The sequence below is a fragment of the Rhodococcus sp. G6(2025) genome (assembly GCF_058628105.1).
Map to the genome: position 1 here is coordinate 871,965 of NZ_CP179751.1, position 17,185 is coordinate 889,149.

Sequence of the window (17,185 nt, forward strand, 5' to 3'; positions counted from 1 at the left end):
AGGCAGACCGGGTGCGAGGGTGTGGGGTATAAATCACGCAAAGATCTGAGTCTGCGCGGAGGGGCCATGACGAACCCGTTCTACCCCAAACAGCCGCGCAGGGATGAGCCTCGCCCTGACGGCCCGGGGAGGAGTGCTCCGCCGCCACCGGAGCGGCCCACGACGGCCGACCGCGTGTGGCCATGGGCGCTGGGCGGCATTGTCATAGGCGTGCTGGTCGTAAGCAGCGTCGTGGTTGTCGCTACCGTGAACGACGATGACGAGTCTCTGGGGTTGGTGACCACCACGAGCCGGGTGGTGCTGTCGCCCGCGCAAGGCGAGCGCAGCCGACAGGCCGTGGACGCCGAGCGCGCCCGTGTCGACGCGATCAACGCCGCGTAGTTCGGCAGGTCTACCTACGAGGTGATCTCGGATCGGGACCTTGCTCTGCTCGCCAGGTCGCCTGATGCCGCGAAGGGGCGCAAGCTGGTCATTCATGGTGTTGTGACGCAGTTTGACTCGGGCACGGGCGTCACCCAGTTTCGGGCGAGTGTCGCTGGTGCTCAGCAGGACGCTTGGTACGACTACGACATCAACGTGGTGATCGCAGGGTCGAGCCCACCGGTGGTGGCCAACGTCGTCAAGGATGACCTTGTCACGCTCTACGTTGAGGTGGCGGGTGCATACCGATATGACACGACGCTCGGTGGCAGCATGACCGTCCCCCGGTTCACGGCGAACATCGTCGATGTCACCGGCACGACCGGCTAGTGCACTCCCCGCGGCCTCACGTAGAGGAGTTCACCTCGGACACGGGCAGGGAGACAGGACGGCTCGGGTAGAGCGACTGCAGAGCGGATTTTCGTACATCGAGCTGATTTCAAATTCTGGTTCGCCCTTACGCGTGGGGGTCTGCGTCTCTGAAAGTCTCAGCGAATGACTCTGAGAGCGAATGCTCGGTGCGGCAGTGTCATTCACCCGATATACACGCGACGGACGGTCCCGTCGCGATCCGCGGAGCGGCGTCATCCCACGGGGTCAGCGGCGGTGTGGAAGGAGCCGGAGCCTGCCCTTGAACCCGCCTGCCGGAAAGGGGTCATTTTTCGGGTTCACCGCTACCCCTATGAGCTCTGCCGCAGGCGGACCAGGTGCTTGGCTGGGCGAAGTGCACCAGTGGATGAACAGCGGACGGACGGTGCTGGTGCACGGAACGGTTGAACGCGCTGGTGCGAGTGGCCTATATCCGGCAACCCCAAACGTTCGGCCCGTTAGACGAAACCTTCCTAGATGCTCCAGAGGACGCGGTCACGTAGGGATAGGTGCCCAGGGGCGCCGTCGCGGTCCAGGGACCGCTGAGAGGCCCGGTCGGCTGACCTGTGAGGGTACTGGAGGCTTTATCAAACTGCGCAACAATGGGATCGGGGTCACGTAGCGCTCGGCGGGGTGACTTGAGGCCACCACGGCCAAGGTTCTTGCTGGGCGCCGTCTTGGACTTTTCGAGGCTCCCGGACCTCTCCGGTGGATTGGTTCCGGAGCCGGCTCAGCAGCACGACCGTATTCTACCAGAAATGAGGTCTGGTAAACCTTGGGTTGTGGCCCGAAAAACACTAGCTGAAGCCGCGCCGGAGGTGGCCGCGGAGTGGCACCCCACGAAGAACGGCGCACTGACACCGAACGACGTAGCAAAGACGTCCTCGGAAAAAGTGTGGTGGAGGAGCGAGGACTGCGGCCATGAATGGCAAGCCTCCGTTCACAGCCGGACTAAAGGTTCGAGATGCCCCTCCTGCAACAGGGCAGTGCGGAAGCCGTTAACCGTTGGAGTTAACGATCTAGCCAGCCAGAACCCGGAAGTAGCTTCTGAATGGCATCCCACCAAGAACGGGGAGCTAACTTCCGAGCGGGTTCCAGTCATGTCGGGAAAGAAAGTGTGGTGGCTGGGGAAGGAGTGCGGTCACGAGTGGCAGGCGATCATTTCGAACCGGAACAAGGGCGCATCGTGTCCTTATTGCGCTGGAAAAACGGTTTTGGCTGGTTACAACGACGTTGCGACCCTAGAGCCCGAACTTGTCTTTGAATGGGATTACGGGCGTAACGGGGGTCTTGATCCCACTCGGCTCGCTAGAAGCTCCCGAAAGGTTGTCTGGTGGATTGGTCGAGAATGCGGTCACAGCTGGGAGGCCTCGGTAGATCGCAGATCGCATGGCAGCGGCTGTCCCTTCTGTTTCGGAAAAAAGGTTCTGCAAGGGGTCAATGACCTCGAAACGCTGGCTCCTGACACAGCTGCTGATTGGGACTATGAGAGAAACGGTGAGTTAAAACCGTACGAGGTGCGCTTGCACTCAAACCAAAGCTACTGGTGGAAGGGTGTCCTTTGCGGTCACCGGTGGCAAACTACCCCGGCCCACAGGGCCCGTCGGTATGGGTGTCCCTACTGCTCCGGGCACAGAGTGCTGAAGGGGTTCAATGATCTCGCTACATTGAAGCCCGAGGTGGCTTCCACCTGGCATCCGACGAGAAACGGGGATCGGGCTCCGGCGGATGTGACCGTATCCGTTGGCAGTAAAGCATGGTGGATTTGTGAGTTCGGCCATGAGTGGCAGTCTGTAATCGCTAGCCGAAGCGGGGGAGCTGGTTGCCCAGCGTGTGACGGGAAGCTAACCGTACCCGGAGAAACTGACCTACTAACCATGAGGCCCGATGTAGCTGCGGAGTGGGACTACGAGAAAAACTGTGACTTAAAGCCCGAGAATATCAATCCGTATTCAGGGAAGAAAGTTTGGTGGATCGGCAGCGAGTGTGGGCATAGTTGGAAATCTGCGGTTGCCTTCCGGTCGGGGACGAGTCTTAATTGCCCTTACTGCATTGGGAAAAGAGTTCTGCCGGGATTTAATGATCTGAACACGACCTTTCCTGAAATTTCTGAACAATGGGATCCTGCACTAAATGGAGATCTGAACCCCGCTAAAGTAAGTGCCGGTTCCAACAAATCCATTTGGTGGGTTTGCGAAGAGAAACATCGATGGCAAACTTCGCCTGCGACCCGCACGCAAGGTATCGGGTGCCCCTATTGCAGCGGGTACTTTGTGATTCCCGGTGAGAATGATCTTCAGACACTGAATCCGGAACTAGCGGCACAGTGGCATCCCATTAAGAACGGAGATCTCACCGCACATGACGTCAAAGTTAAGTCAAATAAGCGGGTCTGGTGGATATGCGAAAAGAAGCACGAATGGGAGGTCTCGGTTTCGGATAGAAGTCAGTACGAAACTGGTTGTCCTATCTGTTCCGGTTCACTGCCGTGGTCCAAGGCGGAAAAACAGGTCTACGCATATATCGTCGCAACTTTTCCGGAGTTGGAAGTTCACGAAAATTACCGGGCAAAGCAACTGGGCCAGTTTGAGCTGGATATCTATGTGGAAGATGTGAGGTTAGGTGTCGAGTTCAATGGTGAGTACTGGCACGACGAGTCGCGGGACCCTCGGATCAAAGACAGGCACGACCGTAAACAGGCGATCTGCGAGACCCTCGGAGTTCGTCTAGTCGTCGTGTGGGAAAATGACTGGAAAACGCGACAGAATGACGTTGAAGAACAGATCTCGGAGATCGTCGCCGGTGGCGAGATCCCTCGATGGATGACCTACGCTCGCGTGTAATGTGATTGGCCACTAGACCGTGGCTTCGCAGGCGGAGTCTTTTCAGGCTCTGTCGGGCGAGCACCGCTCCGCGTACTCAGCAACCCATGGGACCCGGGTCGAGGCCGGCGCGTGAGGTCTGGTGCTGAGAAGTTCGGTTCACGAAAGGGTGACGTCCTCGATCCGGTGATCGCCAAGGTCGCTTGCGGTCAGCCGTACCGGTACGTGATGGGTTCTGGTGACTCGTTTGCCCGGTGATGCCATCGCCTCCCCTACCGGTGCTCCGTTCGTTGCGCCGTGAGGCAGGCGACGAGACGGTCGGGTGCGACGAGGGCGACGGTGCGGATCGCATCGCGGACGGCGCCGGCGACCAGGGACAGGCCGGTTTCGGGTTCGGTCAGGTCGGCGATAGTCCGTTCGACGGTCGGTATCGGGAGTCCGTTGGTGGGGATCACCTTGGTGCGGGTCAGGGGCCCGATCCTCAGGTGCACGCCGGGCAGGCGGGTGACTTTGCGTGCGGGCACGAGGAAGTTGACGCTGTCGGGAAGGAAGTCGCCGATGTGGTGGACGACGGCCGGGATGGCACCGGCGGCGATGGGGGACACTGCGGCTGCGGTGCGGGGCGTTGTCGCCCAGGGACCAGCCAGGTCGTATAGATCGCGGAGCCCAGGTCATGCGGTAGACGCCCGGGCGGGGTGTCTACCGCATGACGGACAGCGGAGCGGTGCCGTCGGTCACGGTCGGTTCTTCCCGTCGGCGGACGCGTTGGTGGTACATCTCATCCTGCCATCGGAAGACCCGACTTTCGCTCACCCCGTGCTACGACCGGGCGTTGACAACCTCACGACTCGCAACCGCTAGTGACTGGGCAGTCAGGCGGCACCGGGTCCGGAGAAGCCACCGATGTGCCATGTCTGGCCGTTCAGGGTGACGAATAGATCGATCCACCCTGCCTCGCGCACATGGTGGTTCCCGTAGTGGTCGTGTTCCACCTGCTTCTCGGCTGACCGATAGGCGTCGAATGTCGCCTGAGGGAAGTTGTCGAAAACGAACGATACCGATTTCGGTGGCACTGGTTGTTCGGCAGGATGGTCGAGAGGAAGCGATTCGTCGCTCGGGCCGGCGAAACCGGACTGATGCACAACATTGCCGTTGGAATCGATACGCCCGACAATGTTCAACCAACCCGCAGGAATTGTTCCGTCGAAGGCGGAGTCAGATTGAGCCTGCTGGATCCGTGTCACCTCGAAAGTCACGTGCGGAAGCGTTTCGAACTCGAAGGTCGCTCGCGAAACGTCTTCTCGGCACTCCTCCAATACAATCGGATTACCCGTGTAGTCGGAAGCCACGAATGACTCGATGCCTCCGAGCGCCGGAGCTGTCGTCGTATTCGGTACGTCGTACCCATTGCGTCGCAGAGTCAGAAGCAACTCCTCCGCGATGGTCTTGACCGAAGCGTAGATTGGCGTCGGCATCGGTTCCGCCGCACCGTCACCGCCACCGGCACGCACCCACCCCGCGCTGTTGGAGTGAACGAGAGCGAAGGTATCTTCATTTAGGCGGTCAATGTGCGCACCGCCGTCCTTGTTTGCCAGCGCGAGAACCAGACCCCGGCGACTGAACTCAGCGCCTTTGCTGTCAATCAGCACGGGCCGCTCCCACCAATCATCGAAACTCACATAGCGCGTCGTGGAAGACTGCTCGATCCCGTCTGCGCTTCTGGCGAGGAAAGTGACTCCATCCCGACCCAAGCCCATGCTCGTGAGGCCGGGGCTCCGGCCGACGATGTTCGGATCCCTGTCGATCACTGGCGCGCTGTCGGCCCAATCGAGTTTGTCTTTCACTTTGAGCTGCGCGAGAAGGCTATGGCTGTTGGAAGTGTCGTGAACCAACACCCTGATGACAAGCGCGATGCGTTTCGCCTCCGACAGATTCCCTAGGTCGAAGGCAGAGCCCGAGCTAGTGAGAAACTGCAGTTGCTCGGACAGGTCATTGTCAAGGTTGCGGTCACGTGGGTGCGGGTTCACCAAGAAAAGATCTCACGTGGTCTCCATGGTCGGCTGGAGGATCGTCCCCCGCGCCAGCGTGTCGCGGCGGAGAGCTTCACCGCAGCCTTCAGTGGCCGACATGAGTTCACCGACACCAGGCAGGAGAACACCTCCGCGATGACACGTCGTGGGAGTGGAGCGCCGAGTCCGCAGGCCATCGGCCGGGACTGCCCAGGCTCTGGTTGACACCTGACACACGTCGGAGACGTGTCGTCTCCCCAGGTCACACCTGGAAGGACTGTGCCGGTGCATCGGTCGGGCAAGGTGAGTTGCCGTATCCGGGCAGAGCGTCGGCGAGGTGTCGAAGAGGGCGGGCGATCCGCGGCGCAGCAAGGTCAGGCGGCCCCCGTCGAGGTGGTTGCCGTCGATCAGGTGGGGATCCCTTGCTTGTGCTCGAGCACGCCCTGCTGCCGGAGCCGGGCGTAGACCGGGTTGACCGGCATCTGGTGGCGGGCTATGCGTGCCCAGACGTCGTCGGTGGTCCAGTTCCAGATCGGCCCGTACGCGGCCGTCCCTCCTCGCGGGTGACGATCCCGTCGAGCCGGCCACCGCGGGTGTAGAAATGCCGGCGGGCCGCGGATTCGTCGGCACGCACACCCCGTGACGCACCAGGCCCGAGCAACGAATGGGCGTGCCGGGCGGGTTCGGTAAATAGCACCCGGTGCAGATCCACCCCCACCCCCCGCGGCCGCGGTGTCGGTGGGGTGGTGTGGTCCCACAGTCCGGAGACGGCGAGCGGGTCGAGTAGTGGCGGGTCGGTGGGGACGCGGTGCAGGTCCAGCCGCCATGCCTGGGCGAGTTCGGTGAGGTAGTCGTCGGTTTCGGGTAGTCGAGTCCGGAGTCGAAGTACACCACCGGCACATCGGGTTCGACCCGGCGGGTGAGGTCGAGGACGACGAGTGAGTCCTTGCCGCCGCGAGGTGCGCTTCGATCCGGGCCGTGATGTCCGCGACGGCTGCCGGTCCGGCCTTCGCCAACGGTGTTCGGAGCCCGCGCAACGTCGCGAGGTTCAGGCCGGGGGCCGGTATCGCCACAGCGATCAGGCTACGGCGCCCACCTCCACGCTTTCACCTGACGGCAAGTCATTCGGCCATATGGGGATTATGGCCTGGGCGCGCCGATCGTCGGCAGCGGTGCTGCGACCTTGGCGGATGCGGCGCCCATGGTCCGTGTGGCCCGTCCCCGGGGGTCGATATTCTGCGGTTGAATGGGCGGTATGGGGTCGTTCGCGGTGGAGCAGCTGTGGCAGGCGTTGTCCGAGAACGAGTTGGCGTTGGTGTGTGTCCGGGGGCCCGCAGTGCGAGTGGGCGTATCTGATGACCGTCGGGGAGAACGGGTCGGGGAAGCTGATCTGGTTGGCCCGGGAGGTCGGTGAGATCGGTGAGCAGTACTCCCACGACACCGGCCACGCCGCAGCGACACCGTTACGTTACCGGGGCTGACCGCGGCGAAGCGGGACGTCGCGTGGGCCGCCTATACCGCCGCGAGGGCGCCCTGGATGCCATCGCGCCTGCGGATCGGGTGGCCGGGTGCGCCCGTTGTGGCTACGCGACAGCGGTGATGCTGAACGCCTCATCGCAGGTTCCTATTGCCGAAATAGTTTGCGGTCTAGTGTCATTCGCGTGATATACACGACATGTCTCAGAGTGGGCCGAATCCAAGGATGTCACTGCCCGGTGTCAGAATTTGACAATGACCGCTTCCCGTGAGGTCGCAGCCCTGGATATCCCCGCAGGTGCTCCGCGCTCGAAGTTCATCCGCTACGTCCGGACCACCGGGAAGGACCACGACCCGCTCTTCCCGATCACCCCGGCCACGAGACCGATGCAAGTGGGCCTGGATCTGCGAACGCTCGGCGCCGACCCCGATGGGTTCCCCACGGTCGTGGACATTCTCCGGCGACCTGAAGTCACCCCGCTACTGTTGGTCCATCGAGATGACGACGCCGGCCTCGCGTCGCGATGGATGACCGCCCTGGAAATCGACGAACTGCATACCATCGGTTACACCGATCGGGCGACCGCGGGACGGATGGCCGATTCTCTCGAGTTCTGGGTAACGACGACGCAGGCCGGCGAGGACGTCGCCAGCCGCCGGTGCGGTTTCTTCGACGCATATGCGCTTCTGGACGAGAACGAGTCCACCGTCGGCGGGCTCACTCAAGATGAGCGGTGGCGCGCGGCTGCCTTGGCATCGACCGCCTTGCAGCTCGGCATCGACACCCTCGTCTCGACCGCACGTACGGTCGGGCGCTCGGACGTCGCCGATAATGACCTCGTGGCCATGATCCGTCCCGAGGAGCTGCCACCGATCTTTGGACACTACCTACGCATGACCGGAAACCTGGTGGTGAAGCAAATCCGGAAGGGTAGGCACACGAAGACGGAGAAGGCGCCATCGGTGGCCGACCTCTACCACCAGGGCATCGACAGCCACCTGCCCTGCCTCGGCCTGGTTAAGTTGACGGCGTCTTTGAAGGGTGACCCTGGCGTGGCGTCCGAGGTCGATTCGATGTTCACACGCCTGCGCCGTGCAGCACGAGCAGTTGACGAATTGCTGGCCGCTCTGTCCCGGACCAACGGACAAGGCGCACCTACCGTGGACACCGTCGAGCACGTCAGTGAGGCGTTCGACCGGGAGTTGCTCTACCTCACCGCCGCATTCGACACCTACGGCCGCCTGTTCCGACGACTTCTCAACCCGAGTGACAACGTCCGCAATGGCCCCCGATCGTTGCACTCGAGTAAATTCATCGAGGAGTACCTCGAACCGAACTACCCCGACGATCGTGCACTCGTCGCGGTGCGAGCGCTGCAGCCCTACGCCTTCACCTGCGCCACCCTGCGCAACCGAATCCATGAATCGGTTCTCCCGACCGGCGCGTACCTCACACGCAGCTACGGCGGCGCGAGCACCGTCGCGATCGACTTGTCCGAAATCGAGAAACTCGAACTCGACCAGGATCACGTGGACCGTCTTGGTGTGTGGATGTCGACACCGCCAGACGCTTTGCACGCACCAGCTCGTCCGGTGAGCGACATGGCGACCACCGCTATCGGATTGCTGATGGCCGGCCTGGAGTACATAGACGCGTTCTCCCGCCTCATCCTGTGCACACCGCCTGCCGCTGCGACGTCGAAGGCGCACGTCTTGTTGGGCGCCGCCCCGGCCGCCCCGGACGTGCAGGTCCCTCAGAGTCCACAGGAACAGTTCTATCGAGACTTCTTCGGGTGGGACCCCGCGATCCGGTCCTCAGCAATCGCGGAGCCGCCCGAGTAGGCGAGGCCCGAAATGACAAGTGTCAGCCGCGGTGTCAACCGTCCCGTTGCGCCGGCCCGGAGCTTCGTAGTCCGGGGCGATCACCCCGGACAAGGCCAATATGGCTAGGGTGCGGTCCGTGTCGGCACCTCGTCCCTATTCGGAACCTTGTTGCCCGAAGCATCTCAAGGATGATGGCGGATCGCCGAGAAGCACATGCCCCACCATCACGGCTGGGATGGCGGGCGGCGAAATTTCGCGGCGCGCCTCGAGTCTGGGCCGCGGCGACCTCACCGGCGCCGCGAATCGAAACTCTTACCGATGGTGAGAGAGCAAGGCAACCCGTCGTTGCACCGAGCAGCATCACGAACTCCCTCGATAACTGGGGACTAGGCAATTCAAGAAGTCGTTTGAGACATGTCGAACTGGCTTCGCCTACTTGGATCAGCCCATTCGTTGAGCATGGAATGCGGCACATAAAGAGAGGAACCCCACGAGCGCAATGACCGAACCGAATTCAGAAATTAGCCCCGACGCCGTCGATGTAGTTGAGAGTCGAGCCCGTGCCGCAAACTGGGATGTGGAGTCCGGTTCAGTGGTAAATGCAGAGGGGGTTGGTGTTCGTAAGACTCCAACCACGTTATTTATCCCGAATGGAAAGGAGAAGCGTCCAGTCCGATTGGATGAAGAAAGGGCGCTTGGTCTTCTGGGTTTCGCGTTTGAGAATTATCGATTCCTGGGCGACTACATTGCGATCAATGATCACAAAAATGCCTACATGGAGGTACTTGTTCGAGGGGCGCGATTTGGAAGCCGTGAAATCCTCGCCCTTCCAGGGATTGAGGTGATGGCACCCGGCGATTCGGGGACCGAAAGCTTGGCCGATGCGGATGACGACGCAGATATCCTTACCGACGATGCTGCGGAGGATATCGTCCCCGGTCGCCGAATCGGCCCCACAGACGACTGGCGCCTGGTTATTGAGGATGGGAGGTGTCAGTGGAGCGCGGAAGTATCACCCGCCTCGGCGCATTTTCTGGCACTGGTTGATGGCCGGGGGGCTCGTATACGCCCCTTTGGCGTCAGAAGCCCGGTGACCGTGAAGCTCCGAGGGCTATCGTCTGTCACTCATGACGCTGCTACTCGGATGCTAGAGGACCACGTCGGTGCGTTGTTGTACGAGATTGATCTGCGCCACAACGTTCTTCTGGAGATGCCGAAGGCGGACCCGTATCGACTCGGAAGAGGGTTCCGTGGGCCGCGATCATATGGAGCATCTGTGGCTCTGCCTCGAGTTCGGTATCCGAGGGAGGCCCTGAGTCTGTACAGCTACGCACGGACCGCTAATTCTTTGCCATTGCTGCAGTTTTTAGCCTACTATCAGGTATTGGAGTTCTTCTTTCCTCACTATTCAAAGAAGGATGCGCTAAAACGTGTTAGGCAAGAGCTACTGGATCCTCGCTTTGATGCAACCGATGAAGCTGATTTGACACGGATCTTGAAGTTAAGTGAAAGCCGGGGTGGTACGTACGGAAAGGAAAGCGACCAGCTCAAGGTTACCGTCGCTAGCATTACGGATGATGCTGCGATCAGAGAATTCATTATGGACGTGCCGGGAATGCTGGAGTGCTTGGGCGACAAAAAGCGGATTAAAAGCGCTTCTTCGATCAATCTTAAAAATGAGAATAATTCGATCGTCGAGCAAATATCGTCCCGAATCTACTCAATTCGGTGCCGAATAGTTCACACAAAGTCAGACGGCGATGACGGATCAACGGAGCTGCTCCTTCCGGGGTCTCGCGAAACTGGACTGCTTGGTCCAGATGTAATTTTGCTGCAGTTCTTGGCGCAGAAGGCGATAGTGGCTGGTGCGACTAAGCTCTAGCCCCCTACCGGTTTCGGGCTCGGCGTGCGTTCGGGCTGGTTGTTCGTTCGGTGAACCGGCATCTCGTTTGGGAGCGAGCTTGCGGGGGTCATCGGTCAACGACCGGCAGTGTTCCTCCCTATCTCACGAAATCGCGGTTGTGAGGAATCACCTTCCCCTCCTTTGGCCGGGATCGACCAGCAGCTGCGCGAGGGCGTCCTGCAGTACAGCGATTGGTCCGCGGCGGTGTTTGATCCGGCCTTTCCAGGTCCAGCAGTATTGCCACCGGCTCTCTGGTGCCGTGCTGGGGTGGTCAACGATGGCGCACACAGATGAAAGCGATAGCTCAGCTGGATCGGAGTTGCTGCTCCTTCTCGGAATGAGCGGTGATCACCGCTGAGGGGGCGACCGCATGCGTCGATCGATGGCCCAGCGCCATCGCAGAGTCCGCGGCGAGTATGCGGATCAGACCGGAGGCCGCCGGACTGGAGGCGACATGCCCGAACACCTCCGGAAATGCCCGCAGCTCGTTGATTGTCATCGAGCTCGCTGCGAGTCTGGCCGTACCGGTCAATAAGAATCCGTCGTGGAAGGTGAACCCGGCGGTCAGAGCTTCGTTCGAGGCCGGGGTCTGCGCCCAGGTCGGCGAGCCTGGCGGCCTCGGAGACATTGGCTTTTGCGGCCCAGGCAGGTTGCGGGCGTCGGGGGCGCTCACAACGGCGCTGGGACGATTCAAGGCCGTCCGGACCGCCTCTAAACTTTGTGTGTGATCGGTAGCTCGGGGGCAAGACGTGGGAGCGTTGCAGGGGCTTCTGGCGACGCGGGAACTGAGTATCGGCGGGGGGTTGCGGCCTACGCGGTGGCATGTGGTTTATCCGGAGTTCCGCTCCCCGGGGTCGAAATTCCACCCGCTTACGGGCTAGTGGCGTCGGTGTCGTTAGAGACAGACGATCCGGTCGACGATGTCAGGATCGATTTCGAGTCAGGTTGGCAGGCATTCGTGCAGGCCAAGCGAAGCTTGAACGCTGGGAAACCGCTCCGCGAGGCGGTTGCCCAGTGGACTCAGGCCGTAAAGGCGGGGTTGGACCCTGGGAAGGATCGCCTGGTGATCGTGGCGGGAACCCTCAGCGGCCCGATGAAAGACCTGCAGCGCGTTCTGAATCGCGGGCGGACCGACCATCCAGGTTCTCCCACGAACAAAGAGGCGAAGGTTTTGTCCGACGTTCGCGGTCTCCTCGGGGATTTGGACGAGACCGAGCGGGATTTAGCCCTGCAGTGCGCGGTGATCTGGGAGTTACGGGTGGAAGAGGTGGACGAGCCCGACTCACAGCAGGCCGTAAGCCACTTGCGTCACGTTGTTGCCGACAGCGCGTACGATTCTGCGCGCCAGGCATGGGACGCTCTGCTTAGACTCTCAGGACGTGCTGCACGGTTGCGCGGAGGGCACGAGCTCGCGGGTTGGCTAGGTGCACTACATGGTGAAGGCATCACGATCAAAGGCGCGGGAGGAACGCCGGCAGCTGTGCTTGAACGCCGGCGGCTGGCAGTAGAGCGATATCGTGCACGCCTAACCCGAGAGGGGACTGAGCTCGACTTACGTACGCTGGGAGCAGAGTTGCCGAGCCTGCCTCTTGAGGAGGCGGACGCGGACGTTCGTGTCAGGTCGGGCAAGGACGATCGGCACGATGGTCGGTTGATTTGGGCTTTCCTTCGCCGTGGCCGCGTCATATTGACCGGGCTTCCAGGTGGTGGGAAATCTATGGCGTTGAAATCGCTAGCAGGTCAGCTGGCTTCGAATCGCGACCTTCCCTTTCCAGTGCGTGCCTCGCTTCGCCTGGTCAATAGTGCGGATGGGGGCACTAGCTTCCGAGATCGGCTAATTGCGGTCGCGGTCCGCGACGATAGTCCAGCAGATCGAGAGATTCTCACTGTCGAGATCAATGACCGGCTGGATCGTGGAGCGGGCATCGCGCTGCTACTCGACTCGCTCGACGAGACCTACGCCCAGCGTGCGAGGGTGGTCAGGGAAATATCTGAGCTGGTTGCTGGTCTGCCGGAGAGCGTGTGCATTCTGTTGGCCACACGAGATGTTGCTTACGGACAAGCCACCACTCTTGGATGGTCGACGTTGCGTCTTCTCCCACCGTCCACTGCTGAGAGTACGGTCTCCGCTGTTCTGGAGGCCGCAGCACTGCGGACCGAGATCGAGGCAATTGAGAGACCCGGTTGGGTTTCCGAGCGCGAGACATGGGTTCAGTCTGCGCTAGAGCAAGACGAACTGTTACGCGAAACCCCGCTCATTCCTGTGTTGTTGGCGCTTCTTGCAGCGCGGCGGTCGACCGAGTCGCTTCCGATGCAACGCGCACGGATTCTTGAAGCCGTCGTCACGGATGTCGTAGCTGGACGTGAGATAGAGCGCGGAGATGGTCGGGCCCTGGGGCCGCTGCCGGGCTATGCACTGAGCACGGCGAGTATGCAGGCATTCGCTGCGGAGGCTACGGCGATCCTGAATGGTCAGGGGCACGTCGTCGCAGCGATGGTCGTCGACGCCGTTGCTGGTGCCCTTCGTGATCCCTGGGGTTTGACGTCGGCTCAGGCGACGGTCGCGGCGCGGGAAGCCGTGCGCCTATTCGACGAGACCGGAATTTTTGTCCTGTCCGGGGCCGACGAGTCCGTTGCTCCCCGGATCGCGTTGTTCGCGGAGATCGGAGATGCGATGCGAATTGCCTCGCGCCCGGACGAAATCCCGGAATGGGTGGACGCACGGATTTCAGGCCAGCAGTTTGAACCCCTGGTTCTTGCTTGCATACTCGACACAGCGGTGGTGTCGGCCGTATTTAACTGCCTTCAGGAGAACCCATATAGCGATAGGCTGGCAACGGTACTGGTTCAGGCGTTCAGGGACGGAGCCGAACTCGACGATGAAATGATTCGGCAGGTCTGCGAATGCTTGATCGCTCACATAGCCGAGGGCACGTCCGAGGGGTGGCAGAGCTGGGAGGCTCTCCTAGCTCTCCCTATTCCGGCCGAGCTTCGTGCATCTGCTGAGGCGGCCGCAGCGCATTATGGTCGCGAGCGCAGCATCGTTGCTCATGCGTCGATGGAGCTCCTATTCCACGCAGGAGGCCACGGCGTTGAGAATCCCGAGGTGCTGACCGAAGTGCTTGCTCTGCAGTCGTTGCCGCACGAATCGTCGTGGGGTGTAAGCGCCATACTCGATCTACGATCCTGGATCACGGACAGTACGTTGACGACGACGCAGAAGAAGGCCGCAGAACTGCTGCTGGACGAGGTTCCGCAAACTGCGCCCCTGGTTGTTGCATGCGCTCTGGAAGCTCCGAGCGGGCTTCAAAAATCTCTGATCCAGCTCCTTGCCGAACGGGGATTCGACGATGAGGCACAGACGATCCGCGATTCGGTCGCACAGACGCTTGAGAACAAGCTTCCGTCGTGGAGGCCCGACTACGACGACTCCGTCTACGCTCACTTTCTCCGACTCGTCGCCGACCACCCAACGACCGAGCTATCGATCACCCAGGCAATCCGTGTCGATGACCTGGCAGACTTTCTCGCAACTTTAGAAATGAATGATGGTGGGGTGGTTCGCCTCCACGAGAAGTCGGACGACTTTCTCAGGGATCTCATTGCGTTGACAGCATCCCTGTACAAATTCGATCAAACAGTTCTTAGTGCTCAAGCGGAGATCGTACTGGCGCGGATGGAGCACTGGACAAGCAATGACCCCTACTTCGCATTGTTCGACAACGCACAGGAACGTTCAGGTCCTGATTGGTCAACAGTGAGTGATCGCGAGGCGGCCGCATGGTTGCTCGTACGCTTGTTTGCACTCGGCCCTGGCCAGTCGCGTTACGCGGCGAGAACCCTGTGGGAGGCTCCCATCGCGCAGGAGGCGGCGCCGGTGTTGAGGTCTTCGCTGACTGTGCTTGCACGCAGTCCCAGACATCTGCATATGGCTGCGGCGACGTTGGCGTCGCTTGAATCAGGGCCCGAACCTGACTGCTGGGTGCAGAGCGATGACCCGGTGCTACGGGCCGTGGCGGCACTAACTATCCGGCCGATAAGCGGAGACGCTGTCAGTGACCAGCTCAGAGCGCTGCTGAACGACCCTGACGGTCACGTCCAAGAGGCAGCGATCAAACACATCAACGCCGCGAAGCCGTCGGACTTGATAGAGCTACTTGATGAGGTGGTCAACCGGCCAAACCCGGGGTGGATGTGTTTGAGTTGTCGGACCGTAAACCAACCTCCGGGCCAGACATCGTGCACGAACGACCAGTGCTCACGTGGAGGAGCGAATCCAGCGAAGCTTGCGAGCATGTTCCTTGAGGGTCACACCTCGGATGGGCTTTCGGTGTTGGGATGACGCGGGGATCGCGGACCGTCGTCGGCGGGCGGTGATCGCCGCGACCGCATCGGGGTGACTGGCGGCTGGTTTCGGCCCGCGTGCTGGGACAATCGTCCCAGCACCGAACACCGAGCATCCCCGCCCAAACGAGCGAAGTTGACGAACGAAAGTGCTGTCGCAACCGGGGTATTTGACTCAGCGCGTCGCTTGGCGGACCAACGGCCGCCGGTCCCCGGTCCGGAGACCGCCGGCGGGGACCAGCGAGCCAGGATGGCAGCGCGGCTCACGGATGGCCCCTGCTCGGGTAGCTTGGGACCAGATCCTGCAGGACGGACGACCGCTCGTCGTCGCCGCACGGTTCGAATGCGGTGACGTTCTTGTCGGTGCAGGTCCCGCCGACGGCGGCGCGGGCGATCGTGGACACAGAGGCGGAGGCGCTGAACGCCCTTCTGACGGTGATAGGACCGGATCGGGAGCTTTGGGGGACGAAACCGGACCCGCTCGCCCCGGGGTGGCCCGCCTGGGACCTGGGAAACCGCCCTCTGGGCGCTACCGGGGATCGGCGATACGAAAGCGACGAAGTTGATTGCCCGCAAATGTCCTCGGCTATACCCGATCTTCGCGTGGATGGACGGGGTAGAACCGCGGCCTCGGAGAGCTCTTTGACCTGGGGAGATGACACGTCCCGGACTGAGGGTCGGAGGTGCCGCCGAAAAGGGGTTGTTCGGCTGCCGGTGGGCGTGTGGTCGGCTTACCGTGATCGCATGGGGGTTCGCGACCGTCGTGGATACCGTGTGGAGGAGGGGCGATGACTGCGAAGTTCGAGCTGTTCAAGGACGCGGCGGGCAAGTTCCGGTTCCATCTGAAGGCGGCTAACGGGGAGATCATCGCGGCGAGTCAGGGTTACTCCTCGAAGGCGGTGGCTCAGAACGGGATTGCGTCGATCAAGGACAATGCCGCATCCGCTCCCACTGAGGATTTGACCTGACCTCTGATGGTCCCGGTGGCGTCGATGAGGCGACGACCCCGGCGGGGTCGGGGCGGGGTTGGCGGATTTCGCTGGGGGTGTGCGCGGGTCTGCTGCTGGGGTTCTTCTGTTATCTGCCGGCGGTGCTGCTGTGGCAGCACTACGGGGATGTTCCGCAGCCGAGGGTGTATCCGCATGGCTCATTCACTTCGTTCGGGTCGGATCCGCCGCCGGCTTCGTATTGGGTGAGTTGGGCGGGACCAGTGGTTGTGGTGGTGGTGTGCGGGTTGATGACGGTTCCGTGGCGGCCTGCCCGGCAGTTCGCTCTGCTGTTGGTGGGTGTGTTCGTGCCGATGGCGGCGTGGTTCTTCATGTCGATGGAGTTGTTTTTCACCCCCGACTGAACCGCCGGCGAAGCGCTGAATCTGTTTGGTTTGACGGCGGCCCGCACCCGACTTCCGGGGTGCGGGCCGTGTGCTGTGTGGGACCGTAACGGTGCTGTGACCTGGTGTGATGACATGTCCCCGGTTTGTGATGTTGGGGGTGCCGGCGACTTGTTCGGGGGAGTGCCGGCGTCGGGGTGACGGCGGGAGAGCGGGTGTCTGTTTCGCCCGATTTTGAGCCTTTTTGAAAGTTGTTGAATAGCAATGTGTTTGGGTAATCATTTGGTGAATAAGTCTTTAGGCGCGGTATGCACAAATAATAGCTTGTAAGGTTCGTAATCTGTTATTAATCAACAGTTTTGGGTGTTTCGGGTTTTTCGACTGGTTTTGGGTTGCGTTGAGGGTGGGGTGGTACGCTGTGGGTATGACATGGAGCGGCGCGGGAAGGCGAGTGGGCGGCGGGTTGGGCGCACTTGCCCGCTTCCTTAGCTTCGTTGGGGCGTGGGGGACCGGATCGAACGGGACGAGTAAAAGCGAAGGTGAGAAATCTAATCTCGGAAACCCAGAGGAGCGAAGCGACTCGATCGACGGCAACGGGAATGGACCCACTGCGAGCCGCGCAGCGGCTCCCTGGTGGGGAGCGAAGCGACCCGCCCCGTCTCCCGGTGCGGAGCACCGGGAGCAGCGC

General features: G+C 61.4%; 13 protein-coding genes and 1 pseudogene. 11 read left to right on the top strand and 3 right to left on the bottom strand.

Annotation, left to right across the window (positions count from 1 at the left end):
- Positions 1-66: 66 nt before the first annotated feature.
- The 4 genes and pseudogenes from ACLIVD_RS41110 to ACLIVD_RS41125 all read left to right on the top strand — a co-directional run bounded on the left by ACLIVD_RS41110 (position 67) and on the right by ACLIVD_RS41125 (position 3,632).
- Positions 67-381, top strand: a complete 315-nt coding sequence (locus ACLIVD_RS41110; protein ID WP_491932996.1) for a hypothetical protein — start codon at positions 67-69, stop codon at positions 379-381.
- Between the two features lie 21 nt (positions 382-402).
- A complete protein-coding gene (locus tag ACLIVD_RS41115; protein ID WP_491932995.1) occupies positions 403-750 on the top strand; it encodes a hypothetical protein in 348 nt (115 codons plus the stop codon).
- A gap of 797 nt (positions 751-1,547) precedes the next feature.
- A pseudogene (locus ACLIVD_RS41120) lies at positions 1,548-2,621 on the top strand (zinc-ribbon domain-containing protein); the annotation flags it as partial.
- A 45-nt stretch (positions 2,622-2,666) separates the two neighbouring features.
- Complete coding sequence (locus ACLIVD_RS41125) at positions 2,667-3,632, top strand: zinc-ribbon domain-containing protein (protein WP_491933504.1); 966 nt, start codon at positions 2,667-2,669, stop codon at positions 3,630-3,632.
- Positions 3,633-3,883: 251 nt separating this feature from the next.
- Here the strand turns inward: ACLIVD_RS41125 and ACLIVD_RS41130 are convergent, their stop codons facing one another.
- On the bottom strand, positions 3,884-4,216 hold the full coding sequence (locus ACLIVD_RS41130; protein ID WP_491932994.1) for a hypothetical protein: 333 nt from the start codon (positions 4,214-4,216) through the stop codon (positions 3,884-3,886).
- A gap of 267 nt (positions 4,217-4,483) precedes the next feature.
- Complete coding sequence (locus ACLIVD_RS41135; protein ID WP_491932993.1) at positions 4,484-5,641, bottom strand: hypothetical protein; 1,158 nt, start codon at positions 5,639-5,641, stop codon at positions 4,484-4,486.
- Positions 5,642-6,975: 1,334 nt separating this feature from the next.
- Here ACLIVD_RS41135 and ACLIVD_RS41140 point away from each other — a divergent pair.
- The 3 genes from ACLIVD_RS41140 to ACLIVD_RS41150 all read left to right on the top strand — a co-directional run bounded on the left by ACLIVD_RS41140 (position 6,976) and on the right by ACLIVD_RS41150 (position 10,802).
- Entirely contained in the window at positions 6,976-7,101 is a 126-nt protein-coding gene (locus ACLIVD_RS41140; RefSeq protein WP_491932992.1) for a hypothetical protein, read from the top strand.
- Between the two features lie 250 nt (positions 7,102-7,351).
- Positions 7,352-8,938 (top strand): hypothetical protein, encoded by a 1,587-nt coding sequence (locus tag ACLIVD_RS41145; RefSeq protein WP_491932991.1) that lies wholly within the window; start codon positions 7,352-7,354, stop codon positions 8,936-8,938.
- Between the two features lie 481 nt (positions 8,939-9,419).
- On the top strand, positions 9,420-10,802 hold the full coding sequence (locus ACLIVD_RS41150; RefSeq protein ID WP_491932990.1) for a hypothetical protein: 1,383 nt from the start codon (positions 9,420-9,422) through the stop codon (positions 10,800-10,802).
- Between the two features lie 325 nt (positions 10,803-11,127).
- Here the strand turns inward: ACLIVD_RS41150 and ACLIVD_RS41155 are convergent, their stop codons facing one another.
- A complete protein-coding gene (locus tag ACLIVD_RS41155; protein WP_491932989.1) occupies positions 11,128-11,322 on the bottom strand; it encodes a hypothetical protein in 195 nt (64 codons plus the stop codon).
- Between the two features lie 564 nt (positions 11,323-11,886).
- Here ACLIVD_RS41155 and ACLIVD_RS41160 point away from each other — a divergent pair.
- The 4 genes from ACLIVD_RS41160 to ACLIVD_RS41175 all read left to right on the top strand — a co-directional run bounded on the left by ACLIVD_RS41160 (position 11,887) and on the right by ACLIVD_RS41175 (position 16,518).
- The gene (locus tag ACLIVD_RS41160) at positions 11,887-15,165 is read left to right on the top strand and encodes an NACHT domain-containing protein (protein WP_491932988.1); all 3,279 of its coding nucleotides are present in this window, start codon (positions 11,887-11,889) and stop codon (positions 15,163-15,165) included.
- A 398-nt stretch (positions 15,166-15,563) separates the two neighbouring features.
- Positions 15,564-15,959 (top strand): hypothetical protein, encoded by a 396-nt coding sequence (locus ACLIVD_RS41165; protein WP_491933528.1) that lies wholly within the window; start codon positions 15,564-15,566, stop codon positions 15,957-15,959.
- Positions 15,956-16,135, top strand: coding sequence for a YegP family protein (locus ACLIVD_RS41170; protein WP_491932986.1), 180 nt, complete (start codon positions 15,956-15,958; stop codon positions 16,133-16,135). Before ACLIVD_RS41165 ends, ACLIVD_RS41170 begins: the two co-directional genes overlap by 4 nt.
- A gap of 77 nt (positions 16,136-16,212) precedes the next feature.
- On the top strand, positions 16,213-16,518 hold the full coding sequence (locus ACLIVD_RS41175; RefSeq protein WP_491932985.1) for a hypothetical protein: 306 nt from the start codon (positions 16,213-16,215) through the stop codon (positions 16,516-16,518).
- Positions 16,519-17,185 lie beyond the last annotated feature (667 nt).